Annotated in this window: 24 protein-coding genes and 1 pseudogene; 9 read left to right on the forward strand and 16 right to left on the reverse strand. The window is 71.9% G+C overall.

The annotated features are described in order from the left end of the window. Window positions 1-33 precede the first annotated feature (33 nt). Window positions 34-690: a transglycosylase domain-containing protein gene (locus tag FLL47_RS26025; RefSeq protein WP_144123188.1), complete on the forward strand. Its 657-nt coding sequence runs from the start codon at window positions 34-36 to the stop codon at window positions 688-690. A 106-nt stretch (window positions 691-796) separates the two neighbouring features. Here the strand turns inward: FLL47_RS26025 and purL are convergent, their stop codons facing one another. From purL to purB, 5 genes are all read right to left on the reverse strand, one after another. Continuing rightward, on the reverse strand, window positions 797-3,283 hold the full coding sequence (gene purL, locus FLL47_RS26030; RefSeq protein WP_144123189.1) for a phosphoribosylformylglycinamidine synthase subunit PurL: 2,487 nt from the start codon (window positions 3,281-3,283) through the stop codon (window positions 797-799). Beyond that, complete coding sequence (gene purQ / locus FLL47_RS26035) at window positions 3,280-3,966, reverse strand: phosphoribosylformylglycinamidine synthase subunit PurQ (protein WP_144123190.1); 687 nt, start codon at window positions 3,964-3,966, stop codon at window positions 3,280-3,282. Before purQ ends, purL begins: the two co-directional genes overlap by 4 nt. Continuing rightward, complete coding sequence (purS, locus tag FLL47_RS26040) at window positions 3,963-4,205, reverse strand: phosphoribosylformylglycinamidine synthase subunit PurS (protein ID WP_120317757.1); 243 nt, start codon at window positions 4,203-4,205, stop codon at window positions 3,963-3,965. The genes purQ and purS overlap by 4 nt, the downstream gene beginning before the upstream one ends. A 119-nt stretch (window positions 4,206-4,324) precedes the next feature. Continuing rightward, complete coding sequence (locus tag FLL47_RS26045; protein ID WP_144123191.1) at window positions 4,325-4,927, reverse strand: TMEM165/GDT1 family protein; 603 nt, start codon at window positions 4,925-4,927, stop codon at window positions 4,325-4,327. Between the two features lie 265 nt (window positions 4,928-5,192). After that, complete coding sequence (purB, locus tag FLL47_RS26050) at window positions 5,193-6,635, reverse strand: adenylosuccinate lyase (protein WP_144123192.1); 1,443 nt, start codon at window positions 6,633-6,635, stop codon at window positions 5,193-5,195. Between the two features lie 94 nt (window positions 6,636-6,729). On the opposite strand from purB, the gene FLL47_RS26055 reads away from it, so the two are divergent. Together FLL47_RS26055 and FLL47_RS26060 are read left to right on the forward strand one after the other, a co-directional pair. Then, entirely contained in the window at window positions 6,730-6,945 is a 216-nt protein-coding gene (locus FLL47_RS26055; RefSeq protein WP_144123193.1) for a type II toxin-antitoxin system VapB family antitoxin, read from the forward strand. Beyond that, the gene (locus tag FLL47_RS26060; protein ID WP_144123194.1) at window positions 6,942-7,364 is read left to right on the forward strand and encodes a PIN domain nuclease; all 423 of its coding nucleotides are present in this window, start codon (window positions 6,942-6,944) and stop codon (window positions 7,362-7,364) included. Before FLL47_RS26055 ends, FLL47_RS26060 begins: the two co-directional genes overlap by 4 nt. On the opposite strand, the gene FLL47_RS26065 is transcribed toward FLL47_RS26060, so the two are convergent. From FLL47_RS26065 to FLL47_RS26075, 3 genes are all read right to left on the reverse strand, one after another. Then, window positions 7,361-8,092, reverse strand: coding sequence for a hypothetical protein (locus FLL47_RS26065; RefSeq protein ID WP_144123195.1), 732 nt, complete (start codon window positions 8,090-8,092; stop codon window positions 7,361-7,363). The two genes, FLL47_RS26060 and FLL47_RS26065, sit on opposite strands and share 4 nt — an antisense overlap. After that, window positions 8,089-8,586, reverse strand: coding sequence for a SigE family RNA polymerase sigma factor (locus FLL47_RS26070; RefSeq protein WP_144123196.1), 498 nt, complete (start codon window positions 8,584-8,586; stop codon window positions 8,089-8,091). Before FLL47_RS26070 ends, FLL47_RS26065 begins: the two co-directional genes overlap by 4 nt. Window positions 8,587-8,713: 127 nt before the next feature. After that, window positions 8,714-9,127 carry a MerR family transcriptional regulator gene (locus tag FLL47_RS26075; RefSeq protein ID WP_144123197.1) on the reverse strand — a complete coding sequence of 138 codons (414 nt, stop codon included), beginning with the start codon at window positions 9,125-9,127 and terminating at the stop codon, window positions 8,714-8,716. 57 nt (window positions 9,128-9,184) lie between these two features. On the opposite strand from FLL47_RS26075, the gene FLL47_RS26080 reads away from it, so the two are divergent. Both FLL47_RS26080 and FLL47_RS26085 read left to right on the forward strand, forming a co-directional pair. Then, window positions 9,185-10,171 (forward strand): aldo/keto reductase, encoded by a 987-nt coding sequence (locus FLL47_RS26080; protein ID WP_144123198.1) that lies wholly within the window; start codon window positions 9,185-9,187, stop codon window positions 10,169-10,171. A 5-nt stretch (window positions 10,172-10,176) separates the two neighbouring features. Further along, on the forward strand, window positions 10,177-10,788 hold the full coding sequence (locus FLL47_RS26085; RefSeq protein ID WP_144123199.1) for a class I SAM-dependent methyltransferase: 612 nt from the start codon (window positions 10,177-10,179) through the stop codon (window positions 10,786-10,788). A gap of 107 nt (window positions 10,789-10,895) precedes the next feature. Here the strand turns inward: FLL47_RS26085 and FLL47_RS26090 are convergent, their stop codons facing one another. After that, window positions 10,896-12,158 (reverse strand): acetyl-CoA C-acetyltransferase, encoded by a 1,263-nt coding sequence (locus FLL47_RS26090; RefSeq protein ID WP_186315912.1) that lies wholly within the window; start codon window positions 12,156-12,158, stop codon window positions 10,896-10,898. A 46-nt stretch (window positions 12,159-12,204) separates the two neighbouring features. Here FLL47_RS26090 and FLL47_RS26095 point away from each other — a divergent pair, with 46 nt between their 5' ends. Together FLL47_RS26095 and FLL47_RS26100 are read left to right on the forward strand one after the other, a co-directional pair. Continuing rightward, entirely contained in the window at window positions 12,205-13,506 is a 1,302-nt protein-coding gene (locus FLL47_RS26095) for a 3-oxoacyl-ACP reductase (RefSeq protein WP_144123200.1), read from the forward strand. Beyond that, complete coding sequence (locus FLL47_RS26100) at window positions 13,506-14,306, forward strand: MaoC/PaaZ C-terminal domain-containing protein (RefSeq protein WP_144123201.1); 801 nt, start codon at window positions 13,506-13,508, stop codon at window positions 14,304-14,306. Before FLL47_RS26095 ends, FLL47_RS26100 begins: the two co-directional genes overlap by 1 nt. A 143-nt stretch (window positions 14,307-14,449) precedes the next feature. Here FLL47_RS26100 and tadA read toward each other — a convergent pair whose 3' ends face one another. The 5 genes from tadA to FLL47_RS26125 form a co-directional block, all read right to left on the reverse strand. Further along, window positions 14,450-14,953: a tRNA adenosine(34) deaminase TadA gene (gene tadA / locus FLL47_RS26105; RefSeq protein WP_425457766.1), complete on the reverse strand. Its 504-nt coding sequence runs from the start codon at window positions 14,951-14,953 to the stop codon at window positions 14,450-14,452. Continuing rightward, complete coding sequence (locus FLL47_RS26110) at window positions 14,902-15,411, reverse strand: tRNA adenosine deaminase-associated protein (protein ID WP_144123202.1); 510 nt, start codon at window positions 15,409-15,411, stop codon at window positions 14,902-14,904. The genes tadA and FLL47_RS26110 overlap by 52 nt, the downstream gene beginning before the upstream one ends. Before the next feature lie 110 nt (window positions 15,412-15,521). Then, window positions 15,522-15,731, reverse strand: a complete 210-nt coding sequence (locus tag FLL47_RS26115) for a hypothetical protein (RefSeq protein WP_144123203.1) — start codon at window positions 15,729-15,731, stop codon at window positions 15,522-15,524. Window positions 15,732-15,864: 133 nt separating this feature from the next. Next, window positions 15,865-16,173 (reverse strand): hypothetical protein, encoded by a 309-nt coding sequence (locus FLL47_RS26120; RefSeq protein WP_144123204.1) that lies wholly within the window; start codon window positions 16,171-16,173, stop codon window positions 15,865-15,867. 73 nt (window positions 16,174-16,246) lie between these two features. Next, complete coding sequence (locus FLL47_RS26125; RefSeq protein ID WP_425457767.1) at window positions 16,247-17,323, reverse strand: prephenate dehydrogenase/arogenate dehydrogenase family protein; 1,077 nt, start codon at window positions 17,321-17,323, stop codon at window positions 16,247-16,249. Window positions 17,324-17,331: 8 nt separating this feature from the next. Here FLL47_RS26125 and FLL47_RS26130 point away from each other — a divergent pair, with 8 nt between their 5' ends. Next, window positions 17,332-18,489 carry a PQQ-binding-like beta-propeller repeat protein gene (locus FLL47_RS26130; RefSeq protein WP_144123206.1) on the forward strand — a complete coding sequence of 386 codons (1,158 nt, stop codon included), beginning with the start codon at window positions 17,332-17,334 and terminating at the stop codon, window positions 18,487-18,489. Between the two features lie 62 nt (window positions 18,490-18,551). Here the strand turns inward: FLL47_RS26130 and FLL47_RS26135 are convergent, their stop codons facing one another. Together FLL47_RS26135 and FLL47_RS26140 are read right to left on the reverse strand one after the other, a co-directional pair. Then, window positions 18,552-19,541: a hypothetical protein gene (locus FLL47_RS26135; RefSeq protein WP_144123207.1), complete on the reverse strand. Its 990-nt coding sequence runs from the start codon at window positions 19,539-19,541 to the stop codon at window positions 18,552-18,554. A gap of 40 nt (window positions 19,542-19,581) precedes the next feature. Then, window positions 19,582-21,432, reverse strand: coding sequence for a M48 family metallopeptidase (locus FLL47_RS26140; RefSeq protein ID WP_246158599.1), 1,851 nt, complete (start codon window positions 21,430-21,432; stop codon window positions 19,582-19,584). Window positions 21,433-21,599: 167 nt separating this feature from the next. Here FLL47_RS26140 and FLL47_RS26145 point away from each other — a divergent pair. After that, window positions 21,600-22,382 (forward strand): annotated as a pseudogene (locus FLL47_RS26145) (PHP domain-containing protein); the annotation flags it as partial. Window positions 22,383-22,396 lie beyond the last annotated feature (14 nt).

Genomic DNA, 22,396 nt, shown 5'->3' on the forward strand with positions numbered 1-22,396 from the left:
GCAAACGATCATCGATGCGTTTACCTTGACGGAATGACCCTTGTCGAACTCCCGAAGTCCGCAGCGTCCCCCATACCCCCCTCGCGCCGGCGCGGCCTGCGCTGGCTGGTGGCGACTGCGGTGGCGCTCGTGCTCCTCGCGGGCGTCGCCTTCGGCCTGGCCGAGTACTACTACACCACGGTGCCCATCCCGCGGGACACGTCGGGCACCCAGCGGGTGCGAGCGGAGAACCTGCGCCCGGGCGTCGCGAACACCATCGTGGCCGCCGTCGACCCGGACTTCTACCAGCCGTCGAGCGAGATCGTCTGGCCCTCCTCGGAGATCACCAAGCGGTACGCGGTGCTCGCGATGGACGCGCCCTGGGACGAGCTGGACAGCTGGCGGGTGCGCGTCGCCGCGCACAAGCTGGAGGGCTGGTTCACGAAGAACCAGCTGCTCGACTTCTACCTCAGCACCGCGCACTACGGCGAGGGCGTGATCGGACTCGGGCAGGCCGCGTCGCTGTACCTCGGCAAGGACACGCGGGACCTCAGCATCGCCGAGGGAGCGCTGCTCGCGGCGCACCTGGACGCGGTCCCGGGCGACCTGCAGGCCGCTTGGAACCGGGTGCTCGACACCATGGTCGAACGCGGCTGGCTGAGCACCACCGAGCGCACCGGTCTGGTGTTCCCGAGAACGATCCAGCGGTGAATTCGAGGCGGCTGCGGCCCCGTGCCGCAGCCGCCGCCGAAACGACACGGGTGCCGCCCCGCTGCGGACAGCGGAAACGGCACCCGGATCAGATGTGGTGCGTGGGTCAGCCCTCGGTGCGCCGGGCCTCGTCGTCGGCCTGCGCGACCTCGCCCGGCTGCTCCGCCGACTCGCCCTCGGCGAGCAGCGCCGCCGGGGCCTCCGCCTCGACCACCACGGTCTCGGCGACCTCGACGGTCTCGACGACCGCCACAGCTTCGACCACCGGCGCGGCGGCGACGGCCGCGCCGGGCTCGCCCGCACCGAACATCCGCGGCAGCGTTCCGGAGAAGGCGTCGCGCAGCTCGGCCTGCGACACGGTGAACCGGCCCGCCTCGCCGTGGCCGATGACCGTCAGGTCCGCGCCCTCGTCGTCGACCTGGCCAAGGATGGTCGCCGGCAGCTCGTGCTCGGCCAGCAGCGACTCGAACGCCTGGCGGTGGCCCACCGGAACGCTGATCAGCACCCGGCCGGCCGACTCGCTGAACAGCGACACGAACGGCTCGATGTCCACGGGCAGGGTCAAGGTCGCGCCGAGGCCCTTGCGCAGCACCGACTCGACCAGAGCCTGTGCCAGACCGCCGTCGGACAGGTCGTGCGCCGAGCGGACCAGGCCGGTTTCGGCGGCCCGCTGCATGAAGCCGGCGATGGCCTGCTCCCGGGCGAAGTCGACCTTCGGCGGGCGACCGCCGAGGTGCTGGTGCGCCACCCAGGCCCACTCCGAGCCGGACAGCTCCAGGCCCGTGTCGCCGAGCAGCACCAGCACGTCACCGGTGTGGCTGAAGCCCATCGGGATGCGCTGCGCCACGTTCTCCAGCACGCCGAGCACGCCCACGACCGGGGTCGGGTGGATCGCCACCGCGCCGGTCTGGTTGTAGAAGCTGACGTTGCCGCCGGTCACCGGAATGCCCAGCTCCTGGCAGCCGTCCGCGATGCCGCGCACGGCCTCGGCGAACTGCCACATCACCGACGGGTCCTCCGGCGAGCCGAAGTTGAGGCAGTCGGTGACGGCCACCGGCTCGGCGCCGGTGACGGCGACGTTGCGGTACGCCTCGGCCAGGGCCAGCTTCGCGCCCTCGTACGGGTCGAGGCGGGCGAACCGGGAGTTGCAGTCCAGGGACAGCGCGACCCCGAGGCCCGACTGCTCGTCGAGCCGCACGATGCCCGCGTCCTCCGGCTGCGCCAGCACGGTGTTGCCCAGCACGTACCGGTCGTACTGCTCGGTCACCCAGCTGCGGTCGCACAGGTTCGGCGACGCGGCGAGCTTGAGCATCGTGTCCTTGAGCTGGAAATCGTGGTGCGGGCGGGGCAGCGTCTCCGCGCGGTCGGCCTGCAGCAGGATCAGGTCCGCGGGCTCACGCAGCGGCCGGGCGTACACCGGGCCGTCGTCGGCGAGGCTGCCCGGGGGCACGTCCACCACGGTCTCGCCGTGGAAGGTGATCCGGACCCGGCCGGTGTCGGTGACGACGCCGATCGGGGTGGCGATGACGCCCCACAGCTGGGCGATGCCGAGCACCGCGTCCAGCTTGCCCGGCTCCACGATGAAGAGCATGCGCTCCTGCGACTCGCTGGCCAGGATCTCCTGCGGCTCCATCGAGGCCTCACGCAGGTGGACCTTCTCCAGCTGGATGTCCATACCGGTGCCCGCCGAGGCGGCGGTCTCGGTGAGGGCGCAGGTCAGACCCGCGCCGCCGAGGTCCTGCACGCCGACGATCAGCTTCGCCGCGTACAGCTCCAGGCACGACTCGATGAGCAGCTTCTCGGTGAACGGGTCGCCCACCTGCACGCTCGGCCGGCGCTGCTGCGACTCGTCGTCGAAGGTCGCGCTGGCCAGCACCGACACGCCGCCGATGCCGTCGCGGCCGGTCTTCGCGCCCATCAGCACCACGATGTTGCCGGGGCCGTCGGCCTCCTTGCGCTGCAGGCCGTCGACCGGCAGCACGCCCAGGCTGAGCGCGTTGACCAGCGGGTTGCCCTGGTAGCACTCGTCGAAGAAGACCTCGCCGCCCACGTTGGGCAGGCCCAGGCAGTTGCCGTAGCCGCCGACGCCGGCCACCACGCCGGGCAGCACCCGCTGGGTGTCCGGGTGGTCCGCCGCGCCGAAGCGCAGCGAGTCCATCACCAGGATCGGGCGGGCGCCCATGGCGAGGATGTCGCGCACGATGCCGCCGACGCCGGTCGCCGCGCCCTGGTAGGGCTCCACGAACGACGGGTGGTTGTGCGACTCGACCTTGAAGGTGACCGCGATCTTCTCGTTGATCTGGATGACACCGGCGTTCTCGCCCATGCCCGCCAGCATCCGGTCGGACGGCGGGGCCTTCTCGCCGAACTGCCGCAGGTGCACCTTGCTCGACTTGTACGAGCAGTGCTCGCTCCACATGATCGAGTACATGGCCAGCTCGGACTGGGTCGGCCGACGACCCAGGATCTGCTTGATCCGCTGGTACTCGTCGTCCTTGAGGCCCAGCTCAAGATAGGGCTGCAGCTCTTCGGGGGTGGACTCGGCGTCCTTCACCGTGTCCACGGTCATCGCGTCCAAGTGGTTCTGGCTCATGCTGCCGCCTTAGCGTCGGCCAGGTGCTTCAGCACCGACGAGAAGAATCCGAGACCGTCCAGCGACGGGCCGGTCAGCGCCTCGACCGCGTGCTCCGGGTGGGGCATGATGCCCAGCACGTTGCCGGCCTCGTTGCGGATCGCCGCGATGTCGCGGGTCGATCCGTTCGGGTTGCCGCGGACGTAGCGCGCGACGATCTGGCCGTTGGCCTCGAGCTCGTCCAGGGTGCGCCGGTCGGCGACGTAGCAGCCCTCACCGTTCTTCACCGGGACCAGGATCTCCTGCCCCTCGGTGAAGTGGTTCGTCCACGCCGTCGAGGAGTTCTCCATCCGCAGCCACTGGTCGCGGTTGCGGAAGTGCAGGTGCTGGTTGCGGGTCAGCGCACCGGGCAGCAGGTGGGCCTCGCAGAGGATCTGGAAGCCGTTGCAGATGCCCATGACCGGCATGCCCCCGCGGGCGGCGTCGGCGATCGTCTCCATCACCGGCGCGAACCGGGCGATCGCGCCGCAGCGCAGGTAGTCACCGTAGGAGAAGCCGCCCGGGAGCACCACGGCGTCGACGCCGTGCAGGTCCGGGTCGGCGTGCCAGAGCCGTACGACCTCGGCTCCGGAGATGCGCGCGGCACGGGCCGCGTCCCCGTCGTCCAGCGAACCGGGGAAGGTCACCACACCGATCTTGCTCATGCTGCTTCGACTACCCGGATCTCGTAGTCCTCGATGACCGGGTTGGCGAGGAGCTTGTCCGCGATCTCGCGAGCCCTCTCCAGGTCGGCATCTCCAGCGAAATCGATCTCGACACGACGACCGATACGCACTGAGGCGACGTCATTGACGCCCAGGCGGGGCAGCGCGTTCGCGACGGCCTGCCCCTGCGGGTCGAGGATCTCGGGCTTAAGCATGACGTCAACCACGACGCGAGCCACGGGGAAACTCCTGACTTTTTTCTATGTCTGCCTGTCCGCCACGGGCACCACCAGATTACCGGTCGGCCAACTCGCCCCTTATTCTGGGGAGCGCCAAAACTCCCAGGAGTTGACTGCTTTCACAGAGCTGAGAGCAAGGTCACGACCGCGAGGACGGCGCACACCCCGGCTCCGACGTAACGGATGACTGCCAGTCTCACCCGTTTCAACAGCCATCGACCGAGGAGCACCGCGAGTCCGGAAACCGTCGCCAGACCGAGCCAGCCGCCCAGAAAAGTCGGCAGCATCGGCCGTCCACTGGCCACCAGACCCGCCAACAGCAGTTGTGACAGATCGCCCCATTCGGCCGTGAACAGCACCGCGAAACTGGCCGCCGCCGCCCGCCAGCCCTGCTTGGGCTCGACGGCCTTGGCCTCGAACTCGGCCTCCTGCTCCTTCTCCTGCGCGTCCGCCTTCCTTGCGCCCCGGGCCAGGACGAACGCCCCCACCGCGAACAGCAGCGCGGCCACCAGCTGCACCGGCCGGGTCGGCAGCTTGGTCAGCAGCGCGCCGAAGGCGACAGCGATCACACACTGCACGCCGAACGCCGCGACCACGCCGAGCCAGGTGGGCAGCGGGCGGTAGCGGGTGCTGAGCACGAGCGTCGCCACGAACGTCTTGTCCGGCAGCTCGACCGGAACGATCGCGATATAGGCGACCAACAGTGCGGTGAGGAACTCCACGTGCCGATCCTCCCAGCTCAGGCATGCCTGCGGGCCCGGACCGGCCCGCAGTCCGCACCCGCCCGGCCGGCCCGCTGGCCGGCGGACCGTCCGCCGTGGCCGCGCCCTGACTCGCGGCGACGCCGCTCCGTGGCACGTCACTCCCCGCGGACGGAATGTCGTCCCGCCGCGGACTCGTCTCCACACAGCTCGACGGCACCAGCCAGTTAGGAAGGGCACCTTCTACAACGCGGAGCGTTAAGAAGGTGCCCTTCCTTTGCTCGGGTCAGAGGATGGCGGCGGGGGTGTAGGCGGCTGCGGTGGGGTGGTGGGCGGCGATCTTCTCGACCTGGGCGACGATCGCGGCGACCTGGGCCGAGGCCGCGCCGACGAAGGCGGAACGGTCGGTGACCAGGGCGTCGATCTCGGCGCGGGACAGGCCGAGGCGGGTGTCGGCGGCCAGGCGGTCGAACAGGTCGTTGTCGGCCTGGCCGCGCTCGCGCATGGCCAGCGCCACGCCGACCGCGTGCTCCTTGATCGCCTCGTGTGCGGTCTCCCGGCCGACGCCCTTCTTCACCGCGCCGACCAGCACCTTCGTGGTGGCCAGGAAGGGCAGGTAGCGGTCCAGCTCGCGGTTGATGACCGCCGGGTACGCGCCGAACTCGTCGAGCACCGTGAGGAAGGTCTGGAACAGGCCGTCCAGGGCGAAGAAGGCGTCCGGCAGCGCCACCCGGCGCACCACCGAGCAGGACACGTCGCCCTCGTTCCACTGGTCGCCGGCCAGCTCGCCGGCCATGCTCGCGTACCCGCGGACGATCACGGCCAGGCCGTTGACCCGCTCGCTGGAGCGCGTGTTCATCTTGTGCGGCATCGCCGACGAGCCGACCTGGCCGGGCTTGAAGCCCTCGGTGGCCAGCTCCTGGCCCACCATCAGCCGGATCGTGGTGGCCAGGCTCGACGGCGCGGACGCGGCCTGGGCCAGCGCGGTGAGCACGTCGAAGTCGAGCGAGCGCGGGTACACCTGGCCGACGCTGTCGAGCACCCGCTGGAAGCCGAGGTGACCGGCGACCCGGCGCTCCAGCTCGGCGACCTTCGCGGCGTCGCCGTCGAACAGGTCGAGCTGGTCGGCCGACGTGCCGACCGGGCCCTTGATGCCGCGCAGGGGGTAACGGGCGATCAGCTCGTCGAGGCGCTCGTACGCGATGAGCATCTCCTGCGCGGCGCTCGCGAACCGCTTGCCCAGCGTGGTCGCCTGGGCGGGCACGTTGTGCGAGCGCCCGGCCATGATCAGGTTGTCGTACTCGGCGGCGCGGGCGGCCATCCGGGTCAGCGCGGCGACGATCCGGTCCCGGATCAGCAGCAGCGAGTCGTGGATCTGCAGCTGCTCGACGTTCTCGGTGAGGTCGCGCGACGTCATGCCCTTGTGGATCTGCTCGTGCCCGGCCAGCGCGCTGAACTCCTCGATGCGCGCCTTCACGTCATGACGGGTCACCCGCTCGCGCTCGGCGATCGAGTCCAGGTCGACGGTGTCCAGCACCCGCTCGTACGCCTCGATGACGCCGTCCGGGAGCGCGATGCCCAGATCGCGCTGCGCGCGGAGCACGGCGAGCCAGAGTCGCCGCTCGGCGCGGACCTTCTCCTCGGGTGACCACAGCGTCACCAGTTCGGCGGAGGCATACCTGGTGGCCAGGACATTCGGAACGTGCGGGCGCTTTGTCACGTGCCTCATTCTCGCACGCACCGATCGACGACCCTGGCGAGGCCGTGCGGCCGCGTATATACTCGGAAGCCAAAGCATATATACGCGGGGTGAGGGGGAGTCGATGGCGAAGATGCTGATCGACATCGACGAGGAGCTGCTCGCCGATGCCGCCGAGGTCTTCGGCACGAAGACCAAGAAGGACACGGTGAACACCGCGCTGCGCGAGAGCGCCGCCCAACGCCGTCGAGCCGAGGCTTTCGACGAGTTGAGCGCACTGGCAGATACCGGATACTTCGACGAGCTTCTGGACAAGAAGAATTACCGTCCGAAGCCGTGACACCGACCTTCCTCATCGACACCAGCGCGCTGGTGCGTCTGCACCGCGGTCCGGCTCTGCGGGACGTCTGGCGTGACAAGGTCGATGCGGGTCTGGTCGGCATCTGCCCGATCACCGAACTGGAGCTGCTGTTCTCTGCCCGGTCCATGGCCGACCGAGTCAAGATCGTTAGACTGCTGACGGGCTCCTATATCGCCACCTTCATGCCCGACGGGGTCTACCAGCGCGCCGCCGAGGTGCAGGACCTGCTGACGCGCAGGGGCCAACATCGCAGCGCCGGGCCGATCGATCTGCTGGTGGCGGCGGCTGCGGAGCTGAACGGGCTGACGGTGCTGCACTACGACGGGGACTTCGACGTGATCAGGCGAGCCACCGGGCAGCCCGCCCAGTGGCTCGCTCCGCCCGGCACCATCCGCTAAACGATGACCTTCGCGGCGACGGCCTGCGCGATGGCCTGGAGCTGCGCCACCGTCAGCGGAGGTTCCGCCTGCACCGCGGTGGCGACGGGGCGGCCGTAGATGTTGCTCGCGTGGACACTGAATGTCCGACCGTCCGCGAGCCGCACCGACACCGTTGTCACCACCTGCTGCAGCTCACCCTCGACGTTCCGGCGATCGGTCTCGACGGGTCCCCCGGACGGGCCGTACCCGACCGGAGACACCTGCAGATACAGGTTGCCCACGCGCTGCCCGATCGACACGTCGCCGCCACCGGAGAAGAGCAGCTGCGTGACGTCCGTGATTTCACCCTTGGGTTTGAACCGCACGACCGGCTCGCCGCCCCACACCCAGACCAGATTCGGGGCGACCGCCAGCACTGCCTTGTCGAACTCTTCAGCGAGCCGATCCGCGGTGGCCGCGGCCTCCTCCGGCGTGCTGTAGACCAGCCGGAACCCGTTCACCGGCGAGGGCTCAGCGGTTCCGGGCGCGCCGGTGACGGGCACCGCCACCGGCGTCGACGGGTCCACCTGCCAGGCTCCCGAGCCCAGCGCCACGACACCCGCCGCCAGCAGGGCGAGGGCACCCGTGGTCACTCCCGCCAGCCGGCGCGCTGCCGTCCCGCGCCGCTCCCGGCGGATGATCCGGTCGACGTCGACGCCAGGTGCGGGAACCTCACCGATGACGTCGTCGAACAGCTGCTGTGTCATGACAAACCCCCCATCGGGACGACCTGGCGCCGCAGCGTCTCCAGGCCTCGTGCGGACTGGCTCTTCACGGTGCCGGCCGAGATGCCCAGCACCTCGGCGGTCTCCTCGACCGAGTAGTCGAGGTAGTAACGCAGCACGACCACCGCGCGCTGCCGCGGCCCGAGCGAGCCCAGCAGGGCGTTCAGGCCGTCGCGGTCCAGGAAGCCGTGCGGCTCGTGCATCGCCCGCTCCGGCAGCTCGGCCGTGGCCCGCTCCCGCCGCCACGGGCGGGCGGTCTCGTCGAGCCAGGCACGGGCCAGCACCCGCTGGGCGTACGCGTCGGGATTGTCGGCGGCGCGGACCTTGCGCCAGTGCCGGTAGAGCTTGCCGACGGTGACCGACACCACGTCGTCGGCCGCATGCCAGTCCCTGCTGAGCAGGTAGGCGGTGCGCCGCCAGCGGTCCATCCGCTCCGCGACGAACACCCGGAAACATTCCTCTTCGGACTTCGTCATCCCTCACCTCCACCCGCCCGACCGGCCTTCCGCGGCGTGGGGTTGCACGTCCGGCGGTTTCCGGCAGAACTGCGCACCCACCCGGCGCCGGACCCGCAGGTTCCCCGAAGCCGCTCGTCGACCACGGTCACGGGCGCAGCCGGGGCGGGATCTGGCCGGCCACCTTCGCCTGGAAGTCGGGGCAGGTGGTGAAGTCCTCGGCGGGGCACTCCAGGGCGTGCTCGACGATCGCCAGCGAGGCCTGCACCGCCACGACGCGCTCGCGGAGCTCGGCATGGTGCTGCCGGTAGAGCGCCAGCCGCCGGTCCCGGTCGGCGTCCTCGCCGAGCAGCTCCCGGATCTGGTCCAGGCTCAGCCCGGCCTTCTTGCCGAGCAGGATCAGCGCCACGCGCGCCACGTCGGACGGGCCGTAGACCCGGTGACCGGCCCCGGTCCGGCCCGGTGTCAGCACCCCCATCTGCTCCCAGTGCCGCAGCACGTGCGTGCCCAGCCCGTAGGCCGCGGCGACGTCGCCGATCTCCATCCGCTCGCTTGACTTCATGTCGACATGAACCTGCACGCTCGCCACCGGTGTCAAGTCACCTGACGAAGGAGAGTCATGACCGAGTACGCGAGCAGGCAGCTCGGCCGCGGCGGGCCCGCGGTGTCGCCTGTCGGGCTGGGCTGCATGGGGCTGAACGGGGGCTACGGCGCGGTCGACCGCCGGCAGGCGGCGTCCGTCCTGCATCAGGCCCTGGACCTGGGCGTCGACATGTTCGACACGGCGGACGCCTACGCCGAGGGCGGCAACGAGGAACTGGTCGGCGAGGTCGTCCGGCAGCGTCGCGACGAGGTGGTGCTGGCCACGAAGTTCGGCATGCGCGGGCGGCTCGGCACCCCCGGAGCGGCCGTGGACACGTCACCCGCCTGGGTGGCCGAGGCCTGCGAGGCGTCGCTGCGGCGGCTCGGCGTCGACACGATCGATCTCTACTACGTGCACCGGCGCGATCCGCGGGTGCCCGTCGAGGAGACCGTCGGCGCGATGGCGAAGCTGGTGGTGGCGGGCAAGGTGCGCTGGATCGGCCTGTGCGAGGTGAGCCCCGAGACGCTGCGCGCGGCGCACGCGGTGCACCCCGTCGCGGCGGTGCAGGTCGAATATTCGCTGTTCACCCGGGAGGTGGCGGAGGGCGGGCTGCTGGCGACGTGCCGGGAGCTCGGGATCGGACTGGTCGCGTACTCACCGGTCGGGCGCGGCCTGCTGGCGGGTCTGCCCGGGCTGGCCGAGCAGGACCAGAGGCGGATGCTCCCCAGGTTCAGCCCGCTGCACCTGCCGCACAACCAGGCGCTGGCCGCCGCCGTCGCCGCCGTCGCCGCGGAACTCGGCTGCACGCCGGCTCAGGCCGCCCTGGCCTGGGTGCTGGGCGAGGGCGAGGACATCGTGGCGATCCCCGGCACGAGCGACCCCGGCCACCTCGCCGAGAACGCCGCCGCCCGCACGGTGCGGCTCACGTCGCAGCAGCGGGCCGGGCTGCGCGCGGCGGTGCCGGACGGCGCGGTCGCCGGGGAGCGCTACCCGGCCGCCGCCGCCGCACTGCTGGGCCGGTGACCGCGATGGACGGGCAGCATCACCCCGATCGGCGGCGCAGGTCCGAGCACCAGGGCGGACATGCCTTCGACCGCGACCGCAGCGAGTCCTATGACCGCCGCGCCGCGGCGCTGCTGCGGCCGTTCTACCGGCAGGTGGCGGCGGAGATCGCGGCGACGGCACCGGCGGGCGGCCATGTCGCCGACATCGGCACCGGACCCGGCCGCATGCTGCACGAACTGGCGCGGCGGCGCGGCGACCTGCGGCTCAGCGGAGTGGACAGTTCGCCGGACATGGTCGCGGTGGCCGCGACGGCGGCGGACCGGGCCGGGCTGGCACAGCGGATCAGCCTGCATACCGCCGACGTCGCCGCGCTGCCGTTTCCCGACGGCGGCCTCGACGTGGCCAGCTCCACGTTGAGCCAGCACGAGTGGCCCCGCCTGGAGGCGGCAGCCGTGGAACTGGCGCGGGTGCTGCGACCTGGCGGGCTGCTGCTGGTGTACGACTTCCGCTTCCTGCCGGTCCGGCCGGCGCTGGCCGCCTACGGCCGGGCTCCGTTCACGGTGCAGCGGTCACGGCTGCGGCTGCCCTGGCACCCGGCCGCCCTCTTCACCCGCCTCACGCTGCGCAGGCGCTGAACCGGTTCCCTGACGCGCGTTGCCCTCGAGCAGGTCTGCCGCTTGGCTGCGAGGACTGAGCAGAACCCGCCCGTGCCACTGCGGCACGGGCGGGGTGGTCGCCGGGCTCAGCGCTCCAGGACCGCGACGACGCCCTGGCCGCCGGCGGCGCAGATGGAGACGAGGGCGCGGCCCTTGCCCTTCTGCGCCAGGAGTTTCGCGGCGGTGGCGACGATGCGGCCGCCGGTCGCGGCGAACGGGTGGCCGGCGGCGAGCGAGGAGCCGTTGACGTTGAGACGCGAGCGGTCGATCGCGCCCAGCCCGTTGGACTCCCACGCGGCCAGGGTCGCCAGCACCTGCGACGCGAACGCCTCGTGGATCTCGTAGAAGTCGAAGTCCTGCAGTTTCAGGTCGAGCCGGGACAGCAGCTGCGGCACCGCGTACACCGGGGCCATGAGCAGGCCCTCGGGCTCCGGGTCGCCGTGCACGAAGTCGACGGCGGCGGTCTGCGCGGTGACGAAGTGCGCGAGCACCGGCAGTTTGCGATCGGCGGCCCACTCGTCGGTGCCGAGCAGCACGACCGCGGCCCCGTCGGTCAGCGGGGTGGAGTTGCCCGCGGTCATGGTGGGGTTCTTGCCACGCAGGCCGTAGACGGGCTTGAGCGCGCCGAGCTTCTCCAGCGAACTGTCCGGGCGCAGGTTCTGGTCGCGGGTGAGGCCCAGATACGGCGTGAGCAGATCGTCGAAGAAGCCCGCGTCGTACGCGGCGGCCAGTTTGCGGTGCGAGTCCAGGGCCAGCTCGTCCTGATCGGCGCGGGTGACGGCCCAGCGCTCGGCGGTGATCGCGGCGTGCTCGCCCATGGACAGGCCGGTGCGCGGCTCGGCGTTGCGGGGCAGCTCGGGTTTGAACGGCTGCAGCGGGCGCAGCGCCATCGCGGCCTTGATCCGTTCGCCCGTGGTGCGAGCGTTGTTGAGGCGCAGCAGGATGCGGCGGAACTGCTCGTTGAGGGCGAGCGGCGCGTCGGAGGTGGTGTCGACACCACCGGCGATACCGGACTCCAGCTGGCCGAGCGCGATCTTGTTGGCCAGGTAGGTGATCGCCTGGAGGCCGGTGCCGCAGGCCTGCTGCAGGTCGACGGCGGGGGTGGCCGGGTCGAGGCCGGTGCCGAGCACGGATTCGCGGGTGAGGTTGAAGTCGCGGGAGTGTTTGAGCACCGCGCCCGCGGCCACCTCACCGAGGCGCTGCCCGGCCAGGCCGTGGCGGGCGACGAGGCCGTCCAGCGCGGCCGTGAGCATGTCCTGGTTGGAGGCCCGGGCGTACCGGCTGTTGGAGCGGGCGAACGGGATGCGGTTGCCGCCGATCACAGCCACCTTGCGCACTCTGTCAGTCACAACAGCCTCCTGGTGTCAGACCTTACTCGCGAGTAAGGTCTACCGCATGAGCGACCGTTACACAAGTTTCGCAAGGTCCGGGCCGGGGCGGGCGATAGTCAAGCGGCTCGGGCTGCCCGATCCGCCGCGGCTGCCGCGATACCGGTCAGGCGATGCGCTCATCCCCGGGCCGGTGCTCGTCGGGCCGTCCGACGGCCCGCGCTACGAGGAGCTGGCCAAGCTGCTCGGCTCGAACGAGGAGGGCGAGAAGCACCACGCGCTGGTCTTCGACGCCACGGGCATCACCACGCCCGCCGGGCTGCGGGCGCTCTACGACTTCTTCCACCCGGTGGCGCGGGCGCTCACCCCGGCCGGCCGCGTGATCGTGCTGGGCCTGCCGCTGAGCAGCGCCGCCGACCCCGGCCAGGCCGCGGCCCAGCAGGCGCTCGACGGATTCGTGCGCAGCATCGGCAAGGAGTTCGGCCGGGGCACCACGGCCCAGCTGGTCCGGGTGCACCCGGAGGCCGACGTCGCCGCGCTGCGCTCGACGCTGGAGTTCCTGATCTCGACGAAGTCGGCGTACGTCAGCGGGCAGACGATCACGGTGGACGCGACGCCGGCGCCCGACACGAAGGACCTGACCGGCAAGGTCGCGCTGGTGACCGGGGCGGCGCGGGGCATCGGCGCGGCCATGGCCCGGGTGCTGGCCCGCGACGGGGCGCACGTGATCTGCCTGGACGTGCCGGCGGCCGGGGACGACCTGGCCAAGGTCGCCAACGAGGTGCGCGGCGAGGCGTACCAGCTGGACCTGACCGGCACCGACGCCGCGCAGCGGCTGGTCGACCACGTCCGGGAGCGGCACGGCCGGCTCGACGTGCTGGTCCACAACGCGGGCATCACCCGCGACAAGACGCTCGCGAACATGGATCAGACCCGCTGGGACAGCGTGCTCAAAGTCAACCTGATCGCCCCGGCGCACGTCACCGAGGCGCTGCTCGACGCGGGCCTGATCCCGGCGGGCGGCCGTGTCATCGGGGTCGCCTCGATCGCGGGCATCGCCGGCAACCGCGGGCAGACCAACTACGCCGCCAGCAAGGCCGGCGTGATCGGCTGGGTGCGCGCGCTCGCGCCGGTGCTCGCCGCGCAGGGCGTCACCGTCAACGCGGTCGCGCCGGGCTTCATCGAAACCGCGATGACCGCGAAGATGCCGGTGCTCATCCGCGAGGTGGGGCGGCGGATGAACAGCCTGTCCCAGGGCGGCCTGCCGGTCGACGTCGCCGAGACGGTGGCCTGGTTCGCCGCGCCCGGCTCGGCCGCGGTGACCGGCAACGTGGTCCGGGTCTGCGGCCAGTCGCTGCTGGGGGCCTGATGCCGAGCATGCTGCGCGCCGCGCTGTCCGTGCTGCCCTTTCCCCGGCCGAGCACGCTGCCCGAGGACACGATGACCGGCACGGTCACCGTCGACCCCGAACACCTGGCCCGCTACCAGCGGGTATGCGGGTTCCGGCTGAGCGACCGGCTGCCGGTCACGTATCCGCACGTGCTGGGCTTCGGCTTGCAGCTCGACCTGATGACCCGGCGCGACTTCCCGTTCCCGGTCGTCGGCGGGGTGCACGTGGCCAACCGGATCGAGCAGCACCGGCAGCTCACCGCGGACGACGTGCTCGAACTCGCGGTGCACGCGCAGGACCTGCGCGACCACCCGCGCGGCCGGCAGTACGACGTGATCACGACGGCGTCGGTAGGCGGCGAGGTGGTGTGGCGGGACGTGTCGACCTACCTGCGCAAGGGACCGAGCGTCGAGCCGAAGGGCGAGCGCCCCGCCCGCGAGCCCGCCCCGGCGACGCCGCCGCACGCGACGTGGCGGGTGCCGACGTCGACCGGCACCGCGTACGCCGACGCGTCCGGCGACCACAACCCGATCCACACCTCGTGGGCGGGCGCGCGACTGTTCGGCTTCCCCAGACCCATCGCGCACGGCATGTGGAGCAAGGCCCGCTGCCTGGCCGCGCTCGAAGGGCGACTGCCTGCGGCGTACGCCGTGGAGGTGTCCTTCAAGCTGCCCATCCTGCTCCCGGCCACGATCGGATTCACCTTCACCGGCCGCGACTTCGCCCTGCGCGACGCCCGCACCGCCAAGCCCCACCTCTCCGGCACGATCACCTCCTGACCCGCGCCGCGCTCCGACTGGACTCGCCAGTTTCGGGGAAACTGCGGTTATCGGCGGCCTGATTCGCGCACTTTCCCCGAAACTGCAGCCGCGCCACGGCCGCGGGGCGGGGTGGCGCGGGGCGGGGTGGCGCGGAGCGGGGGTCAGCGGTCGAAGAAGGCGCGGAGCAGGGTGGCGGACTCGTCGGCCAGCACGCCGGAGTAGACCTCGGGGCGGTGGTTGAGACGGCGGTCGCGCAGCACGTCCCAGAGTGAGCCGGCCGCGCCGGTCTTCGGCTCCCAGGCGCCGAAGACCACCGTGCCGATGCGAGCCAGCACGATCGCGCCCGCGCACATGGTGCACGGTTCGAGGGTCACCACCAGGGTGCAGCCCTCGAGCCGCCACGCGCCGAGCCGGGCGGCGGCGGCGCGCAGCGCGAGGATCTCGGCATGCGCGGTCGGGTCGTGGGCGGCTTCCCGCTCGTTGCGGCCGACCGCCAGCTCCGTGCCGTCGGGGGCGTACACCACCGCGCCGACCGGCACGTCCGCGCTGTCGTCGCAGCCCGCGGCGACGTCGAGGGCGCGGCGCATCCACTCCTCGTGCCGCGGCCGGGGTCTCAAGACTCCCGCAGCTCCTCGACCTCGTCGCCGCAGCCGATCGCCTGGCACACCTCGGCGGTGACGTCGGCGGGCAGCAGGCCGTCGGTGGCGCAGAGGGTCAGCAGCTTGTGTGCGGAGACGCCGAGGTCGGCCAGCAGGTCGGCGTCGCCGACCGGGTCGGCGGTCGGGTCGGCGGCGGGGCGGTCCTCGTCGTCGTCGGCCGCCTCGACCTCGTCGATCTCCACGACCGGGACCTCGACGTCGACGAGAAGCAGCTTGCCGAGGCGGGACTCGTCGGCGAAGGCCGAGTCGGAACCGAAGATCCGCAGGTCCTCGCCCTCGTCGAGGCGCATGACGACCAGGTAGGCGTCGTCGGACTCGACGAACATCAAGGAGACGTCGGCACCCGGGTCGGCCTCACGCAGCAGGTCGGCCACCTCGTCCACGTCTGCCGCGTCATGCAGGTTCAGTTCGCTGGCGGCCCAGCCGGACCGGCTCCGGACCACCGCGGCGGCGAAGTACGACACGGTCCCCCCAAATGGTGTCGATATGGGCTACGAGCGATCCATGATTCGCCCGCGAGACGGCCCTCAGGCGGCGGTCGGCCGACTGATGACCCTGATCTGACAACGACCCGTCAGCCCGCCAGTCGCCGACGCATCGCGATCAGCTCGCGGAGTTTGTCGGCGGCGACGCCCTTGCCGGCCCCCCGGACGGCACGCGTCATGTTGGAGGCGCCGCCCACGACAGGCAGCAGCCGCTCCCGGCCGGTGCCTCCCGACAGCTCGGCGAGCAGCTGCAGGCGCCGGCGACAACGGTCCGGATCTGGCTGCTGCGGCGTCCACATACAGCCGAGAGTGCCGCGCGAGTGTGAGCTTCGTCAAGTCCGGTAATGCGGTTGTTTGGTGACGCTTCGTGACCGCCGCTCCTCAGCACGGTACCGGCGGCGCGCTCGTCTCGGGGGTTTAACGCAAGGTCACTCACAGTGGCCAGGCTCCTCGGCGGATCCACTCCGCGATTACGGAGAGTGCTGCCGCGGTCCAGGCGACGCCGGTCGCCGCGGAGACTCCCGTCGCGACCCCGCGGTCGCCGTACCGGATCAGGGCCAACGCGGCGGCCCAGGCGAGCAGACCCGCCAGCAGGGTCCAGCCGACGTATCCCCCCAGGGTCACCCCGAACATCCCGAACGACAGCAGCCACACCCCCGCCGCCAGCGCGCCGGCGACCACCGCCCAGGGTCGCACCGGATGGGGTTCACGCAGGGTGGGACGCGTTCGAGGCTGGGTCATGCCTGCTCCTCGCTGCGCTCGTCGACGGCATGACCGGGACTGAGCCACCCGGTTCGCGTGCTCCGCTCGCTCACTACCCTTCAACCGGCAGGAAAGCCGTCACGGTACGGCGATCCGCCGCGACCTCGGTGATCCAGCCCCCGGCGCGGCCCAGCCGCAGCAGCGTCTCCGCCCGGACCGGGACCTGCTCGGGGCGGCCCGGAGCGGGCGGCCAGGCCTGCCGGGCGGCATGGCCGTCCTTCGCCCAGTCGCGCACCGCGCGCAGCGGGTCACGGCCCTCCAGCGCCTTGGCCGCCTCGTCCAGCCGGTCCTGCACGTCGCCGAGCGCGGTCAGCACCGCCGCCGCGTTGCCGCCGCACATCGCGGCCACCAGCTCGGGCCGGCTGCCCGCGACCCGGGTGCCGTCCCGGAACGAGCCCGCGGCCAGGGTCAGCGCCAGCGGGTCGCCCGCGGCCGTCGCCGCCAGGGCCAGCGCCAGCAGGTGCGGCACGTGGCTGATGACCGCCACCGCGCGGTCGTGCTCGGCGCTGGTCGACGGCACCACCCGAGCGCCCAGCGAGGTGACCAGGCCGGCCACGGTGAGCCAGTCGTCCAGGCCGGTCGGCTCGTCCAGGCACAGCACCCAGGCGCAGCCCGTGAACAGGGCCGGATCGGCGGACGCGAAGCCGGAGGCGGACTTGCCCGCCATCGGGTGCCCGCCGACGAACCCGGCGAGCGGGTTGGCCGCCCGGCGCAACCGGGCCGCGACCGCCTCGCGTACCGGCCCCTTCACCGAAGTCACGTCGGTGATCAGGCCGTGGTAGCCGCTGGCCACCAGCGCGTCGAGCACGTCGTCCAGGGCCGGCAGCGGCACCGCCAGCACCACCAGTTCGGCGTCGGCCGCGGCGTCGCGGATGGTCGCGGTGAGCTGCCAGCGCTGCGCCGCGGGCACCCGGGCCGCCGCGCTGCGGGCCGTGGCCCGGGTCTCCGGGTCGGCGTCGAACCCGAGCACGCGGTGCCCGGCAGCGGACAGGGCGCGCATGAGTGAGCCGCCGATGAGTCCGAGTCCGATCACCGCGATGTTCACACGCGCAGCCTGCCACACCGTGAGCGTGGGAGCGTCGGCCCGGTGGGTGCCTCGTTGGGTATGACGTGCTGAAATGTTCGACATTGCGCAATATGACGGTGACCGCGGCACTCGGCGTGCTGATCTCACCGCTGGCCTTCACGGCCGTCCTCGCCGCACCGGTGAACCCGGCTCCGGCTCCTTCAGTGACCTTCAACGGGGAGGTGCTCGCCACCACGTACTGGGGCGGCACCATCTACGTCGGCGGCGACTTCACCTCGGTCACCAGCAACGGCAAGTCGGTCGGACGGTCGCGGCTGGCGGCCGTGGACGCACGGACCGGCGCGCTGCTGCCGTGGAACCCCGGCGCGGACGCCCGGGTCACCGCGCTGACCGCGGACGGCGGAGGTGTCTACGCCGCCGGCTCGTTCCACAAGGTGAACGGCGTCAACCGCGACAACCTGGCGAAGATCAGCGCCTCGGGCGCCGTGGAGAGCACCTTCAAGCACTCGATCTCCGGCACGCCGTACGCCATCGCCGTCGGGCACGGCCGGGTCTACCTGGGCGGCTCCATCACCAGCGTGGACGGGCAGGAGCGCACCCGGGCCGCCGCGTTCGACGCGCGCTCCGGCGCGCTGGACCCGAACTGGCGGCCGCACGTCAACGACATCGTGCGCGCCCTGCTGGTCTCGTCCGACCGCGTCTACCTCGGCGGACGCTTCAATGCGGTGAACTGGCTCAGGGGCACCGGCAAGGTGGCCGCGGTCGATCCGGCGCAGGGCGAGGTCGATCTGGGCTTCTGGTCCCACGTGACGGCGATGGTGCACGACCTGGCCCTGGACGGCGGCACGCTGTACGCCGGGATCGACGGCGGCGGCGGGCGGGCCACCGCGATGGACCTGGCCGGCACCGCGAAGTGGACCATCACCACCGACGGCGACGTACAGGCCGTGGCCGTGCTCGACGGCACGGTCTACCTCGGCGGGCACTTCGACAACGTGTGCAAGAGCGCCAACGTCGGCAACAAGGGCGTCTGCCTCGACGGCTCGACCCGCCGCGTCAAGCTGGCCGCGGTGACCACGTCCGGCGAGCTGCTGCCGTGGACCGCGAACGGCAACGGTTCGGTCGGCGTGAACACCCTCAGCGCCAGCCGGGAACTGGGGCAGCTTGTCGCCGGGGGCGCGTACACCGCGATCAACGGCAATCAGCAGCGCCGCTTCGCGCTGTTCAACCTGGTCAACCGCCCGGGTTTCCTGGACAGCGGCTGGTGATCCGGCCTTGATCACGAGAATGGGCTCCCGCCGACCGCGGGAGCCCATTCTCGTGTCACGGGTTACTTGATGTTCTGGATCATTACCGCGATCAGACCGGCGACCACCGGGGAGAGCACGACCAGACCGGCCTTCAGCTCGCCGAACGTGGTCTGGTCGAGCCCGAGCAGCTTCTCCAGTTTCGCCTTGTTCTCCGCCGCCTCGATCAGCTCGCCGGTCGGCACCTCGCCCAGGGAGAAATGCCGCTCCAGGTAGAGCTGCCCACGCCTGCGCAGCGTCGCCGCGGTCGGGGCGAACATGGTGCCGACGACGAACGAGGCGACTACGCCGGAGTAGAGCACCACGCCCTTGTCCAGCTTCGGACCGAAGCCGATCGCGGTCGCGTTGACCGCCATCACCAGCAACACGAGGATGCCGAGCTGGCTCAGCATGCGCGAGCACATCCGGCGCAGCCGCAGCAGCGCGTCCAGTTGCTGGCCAGGCGTGCCCGGCAGTGGATCCGCGACCACCTGCTTCACCGCTGCGAGGGTCGCCGCGCTGGTGAGCCCGCCGAAGATGGCCAGGGCCGACAGCGCGACCCCGCGGCTGGTCAGGTTGTCCGCGCCGCTGTCGCTGCGCAGCACGAACGGCGTCGCATAGACCAGCGCACCGGCGACCACGAGCACGGTTCCCACGGAGAACCACACCCGCCACTTCACGATGGTGTGCAACCGGCGCACCTCGGCCCACCGCGACAGGCCGAACCCGAACGCCTCCCCGGCCGCGGCGCCCAGCAGCGCGGCGACCACGACGAACGTCATCGGGTGCTTCTCGCTGGACCAGGCGATGCCCGCCCCGATCAGCGCCCCGACGAGCATCGTGAGCAGACGGAAGTCGCCGATCGACCAGCCGCGGGCCTCACGCGCGTCGGCCTGGTGCGCGGCAGCGACGACACCCGCCTGCCCGGCGGGCCGCTCGTGCTCGGCGTAGTCGAAGGCCCCGATCAGCCCGCCGGACGGCGGCACCGGCTCGGCGCCGGGGTGGTGCGGGTCGGACTGGCGTTGCTGGATCACGCGAAACTCTCCCGTCGGCATCGGCTCCACCGGCATGCGCTCACTCCCCGGCGTACTGTGCGAACACCTGGTGCAGCACCTCACGGCTCTTCTTGTGCAGCTCCTCGCCGGTCCACGATTCCTTGAGCTCGATGCTGCGTCCATCGTGGAGCTCGATCGTGGCGCGGATCGGCACCTGCTTGACGATGGTCACCTCGCGGACCTCCTCGTACGGCAGGAAGCGATGCATCTCGGCGAGCTTCGTCACCGAAGTCGTGGAGATCATGGCGGTCATCCGCTTGGTGCCTCCGTTCTTGTCGCCCTTGGTCGGCACGACGATCAGGCCGTTGTCGAGCACCAGCAGGTCGGCCTCGCCACCGTCGAAGGTGACGTTGCCCAGCCCGGCGATGACCTCGCCGCCGCGGGCGGTGGCCGTGGCCTCCACGACGACCGCCGCGGTGATCTCGACGCCGAGCTCGCGCAGCCTGGTCACCGCCTGCGCGGTGGTCGCCGGATCGACCGCGAGCCGGGCGATCGGCGCGAGGTCCAGCAGCTTGCCGTCGCGGTCGACCAGGTCGGCGGAACCGGTCCACGACGCCTGCCAGCCGGCCCGGTCCGAGCGCACCGCGGCCAGCATCAGCAGCACCTCCAGCGGCTCGGCGAAGCGGGCCGCGGCCTCCTCGCGGGTCACGTCGGTGAAGAACGCCTCACCCAGTTCGGCCGCCCGGCCCGCCGCCAGCGCGTCCAGCACCTCGGCCAGGCCCACCAGCGGCCGGTTCATGCGCCGGGCCAGCTCGCGGAAGATGTTGTCGGCGGTCGCCTGCAGCCGCCGGGTCGCGGTCTGCGCGGTGAACTGCGGCCAGGGCAGCACCTCGCGCCCGTCGACCCGCACCGCGAGCTGGTGCAGGCGGGCGCTGACCGCGGGCAGGTCGGGGATCAGGTCGGTGGCGCGGCGGCGGTCGTTGCTGGGCATACCCTCCGGCTGCGCGTTGATGGCGGCGATGCGCACCGGCAGCGGCGGGTGGGTGTCCCACAGCGAGCCGGTCTCGCGCTCCGCCGCCTCCTTGCGCAGGCCTGCGATCTCCTCTTCGCGCGCCGCCAGCAGGTCGCCGAATCCGGCGAACACGTTGTCCGGCAGCAGGCCCAGCTCGGCTCCGGGCGCGACATAACGGCCCAGGTAGAAGTCGTACGCCATGTCGATGACGGTGACCTCGGTCAGCGCCGCCACCGCGGCCTGCTTGCCCGCCAGCCGCACCGCGGCGGCGTCGGCCTCCAGCTCCTGGCGGCGCGACACCGCGTTGTCGATCAGCAGGTAGACCCGCGCGTAGCCCCGGATCGGCCAGCCCGCCACGTTCCACTTGCCGATCCGGCCGACCGCGCCCGCGATGGCGATGCGCCCCCGGTAGGCCACCGCACCCAGCCGGGTGTGCGCGCCCGAGTAGTGGCCCAGCTCGTGCGCGAGCACCGCGCGCAGCTGGTCGACGCTCATCGCCTGCAGCAGCGGGAGTCCCAGGTAGAGGTAGCGGCGTCCGGGGATGAGGCCCAGCAGCTTGGCGTGCTCGGACACGGCCGCGTTGACCTCGGGCACGATGCGCAGCTCGTCCGGGGCGCGGGTGCCCACACCCTCGGCCAGCCGGCGCACCTCGGCCCACAGGTGCGGGGCCTGCTCGGGCGACACGACCACGCCGGGCATGGGCTCGTTCTTCACCCGGATCGCCTGCCACAGCGCCCAGCCGACACCGCCGACGATCGCGATGAACAGCGGCGCGGTCACCTTCACCGCGATCGCCGCGGGCGCCACGCTGATCAGCCAGATCCCGAGCACCGCCGTCGCGGCCAGCTCCACCAGGATCATCACGAAGAAGCCGATCAGCATCAGCACGCTGAGCAGCGCACGCATACCTGCGGTCATGACACGTCCCTCCCCGTACGCCCGGAAGCCCGAACCGGCGCCGGACCTTGCACCGCGCGACGCGGCGTGCCGGACCTTATCGCGGCCCTCCGACGGCGACAATCCCCTTCCCCGCCTGGGGTTTGCGGGCCGACGGATAGCCTTGCGGGATGACCGGATCGGGTGGGCTGCGGGAGCTGCTGCGCGGGGACTGCCATGTCCACACCGACTGGTCCGACGGCGGCGACACCCTGGAGGCGATGGTCGCCGCGGCGGCCGCGCAGGGCCACGACTACCTGGTGCTGACCGATCACTCGCCCCGGCTGGCCATCGCGAACGGGCTGTCCGCGCAACGGCTGCGCCGCCAGCTCGACGCCGTGGCGACGGTGAACGAGGCGCTGGCGGGCACCGGTTTCCGGGTGCTGACCGGCATCGAGGTCGACATCGCCCCCGACGGCAGCCTCGACCAGGACCCGGAACTGCTGGCGCTGCTCGACGTCGTGGTCGGCTCGGTGCACAGCGAGCTGCGGATGGAGCGGGCCAAGATGACCCGGCGCCTGCTCACCGCGCTGGCCGACCCGCACCTGGACATCCTGGGCCACTGCACCGGCCGCAAGCTCCCCGTCGCCACCGACGCCCGGCACGCCTCCCGTGGCGGCGCACCGCGCCGGCGCGCGCCGAGCAGCTTCGACGTGGACGCGGTGTTCGCCGCGGCGGCCCGCCACGACAAGGCCATCGAGATCAACTCTCGGCCGGACCGCCTGGACCCGCCCTCGAACCTGCTGCGCAAGGCGGCGAAGGTGGACGGCCTGCGGTTCGCGATCAACTCCGACGCCCATGCGGTCGCGCAGCTCGGCTGGCTGCCCAACGGCTGTGCCCGCGCCGAGGCCGCCGGCATCACCGCCGACCGCATCGTCAACACCCTGCCCGCCGACGACCTGCTGGCCTGGACCCGTACCCACGCGCCCTGACCGCGCCCGTCCTC

The sequence above is a fragment of the Catellatospora sichuanensis genome (genome assembly GCF_007483665.1).
In the GTDB taxonomy this organism is placed as follows: Bacteria; Actinomycetota; Actinomycetes; order Mycobacteriales; family Micromonosporaceae; genus Catellatospora; species Catellatospora sichuanensis.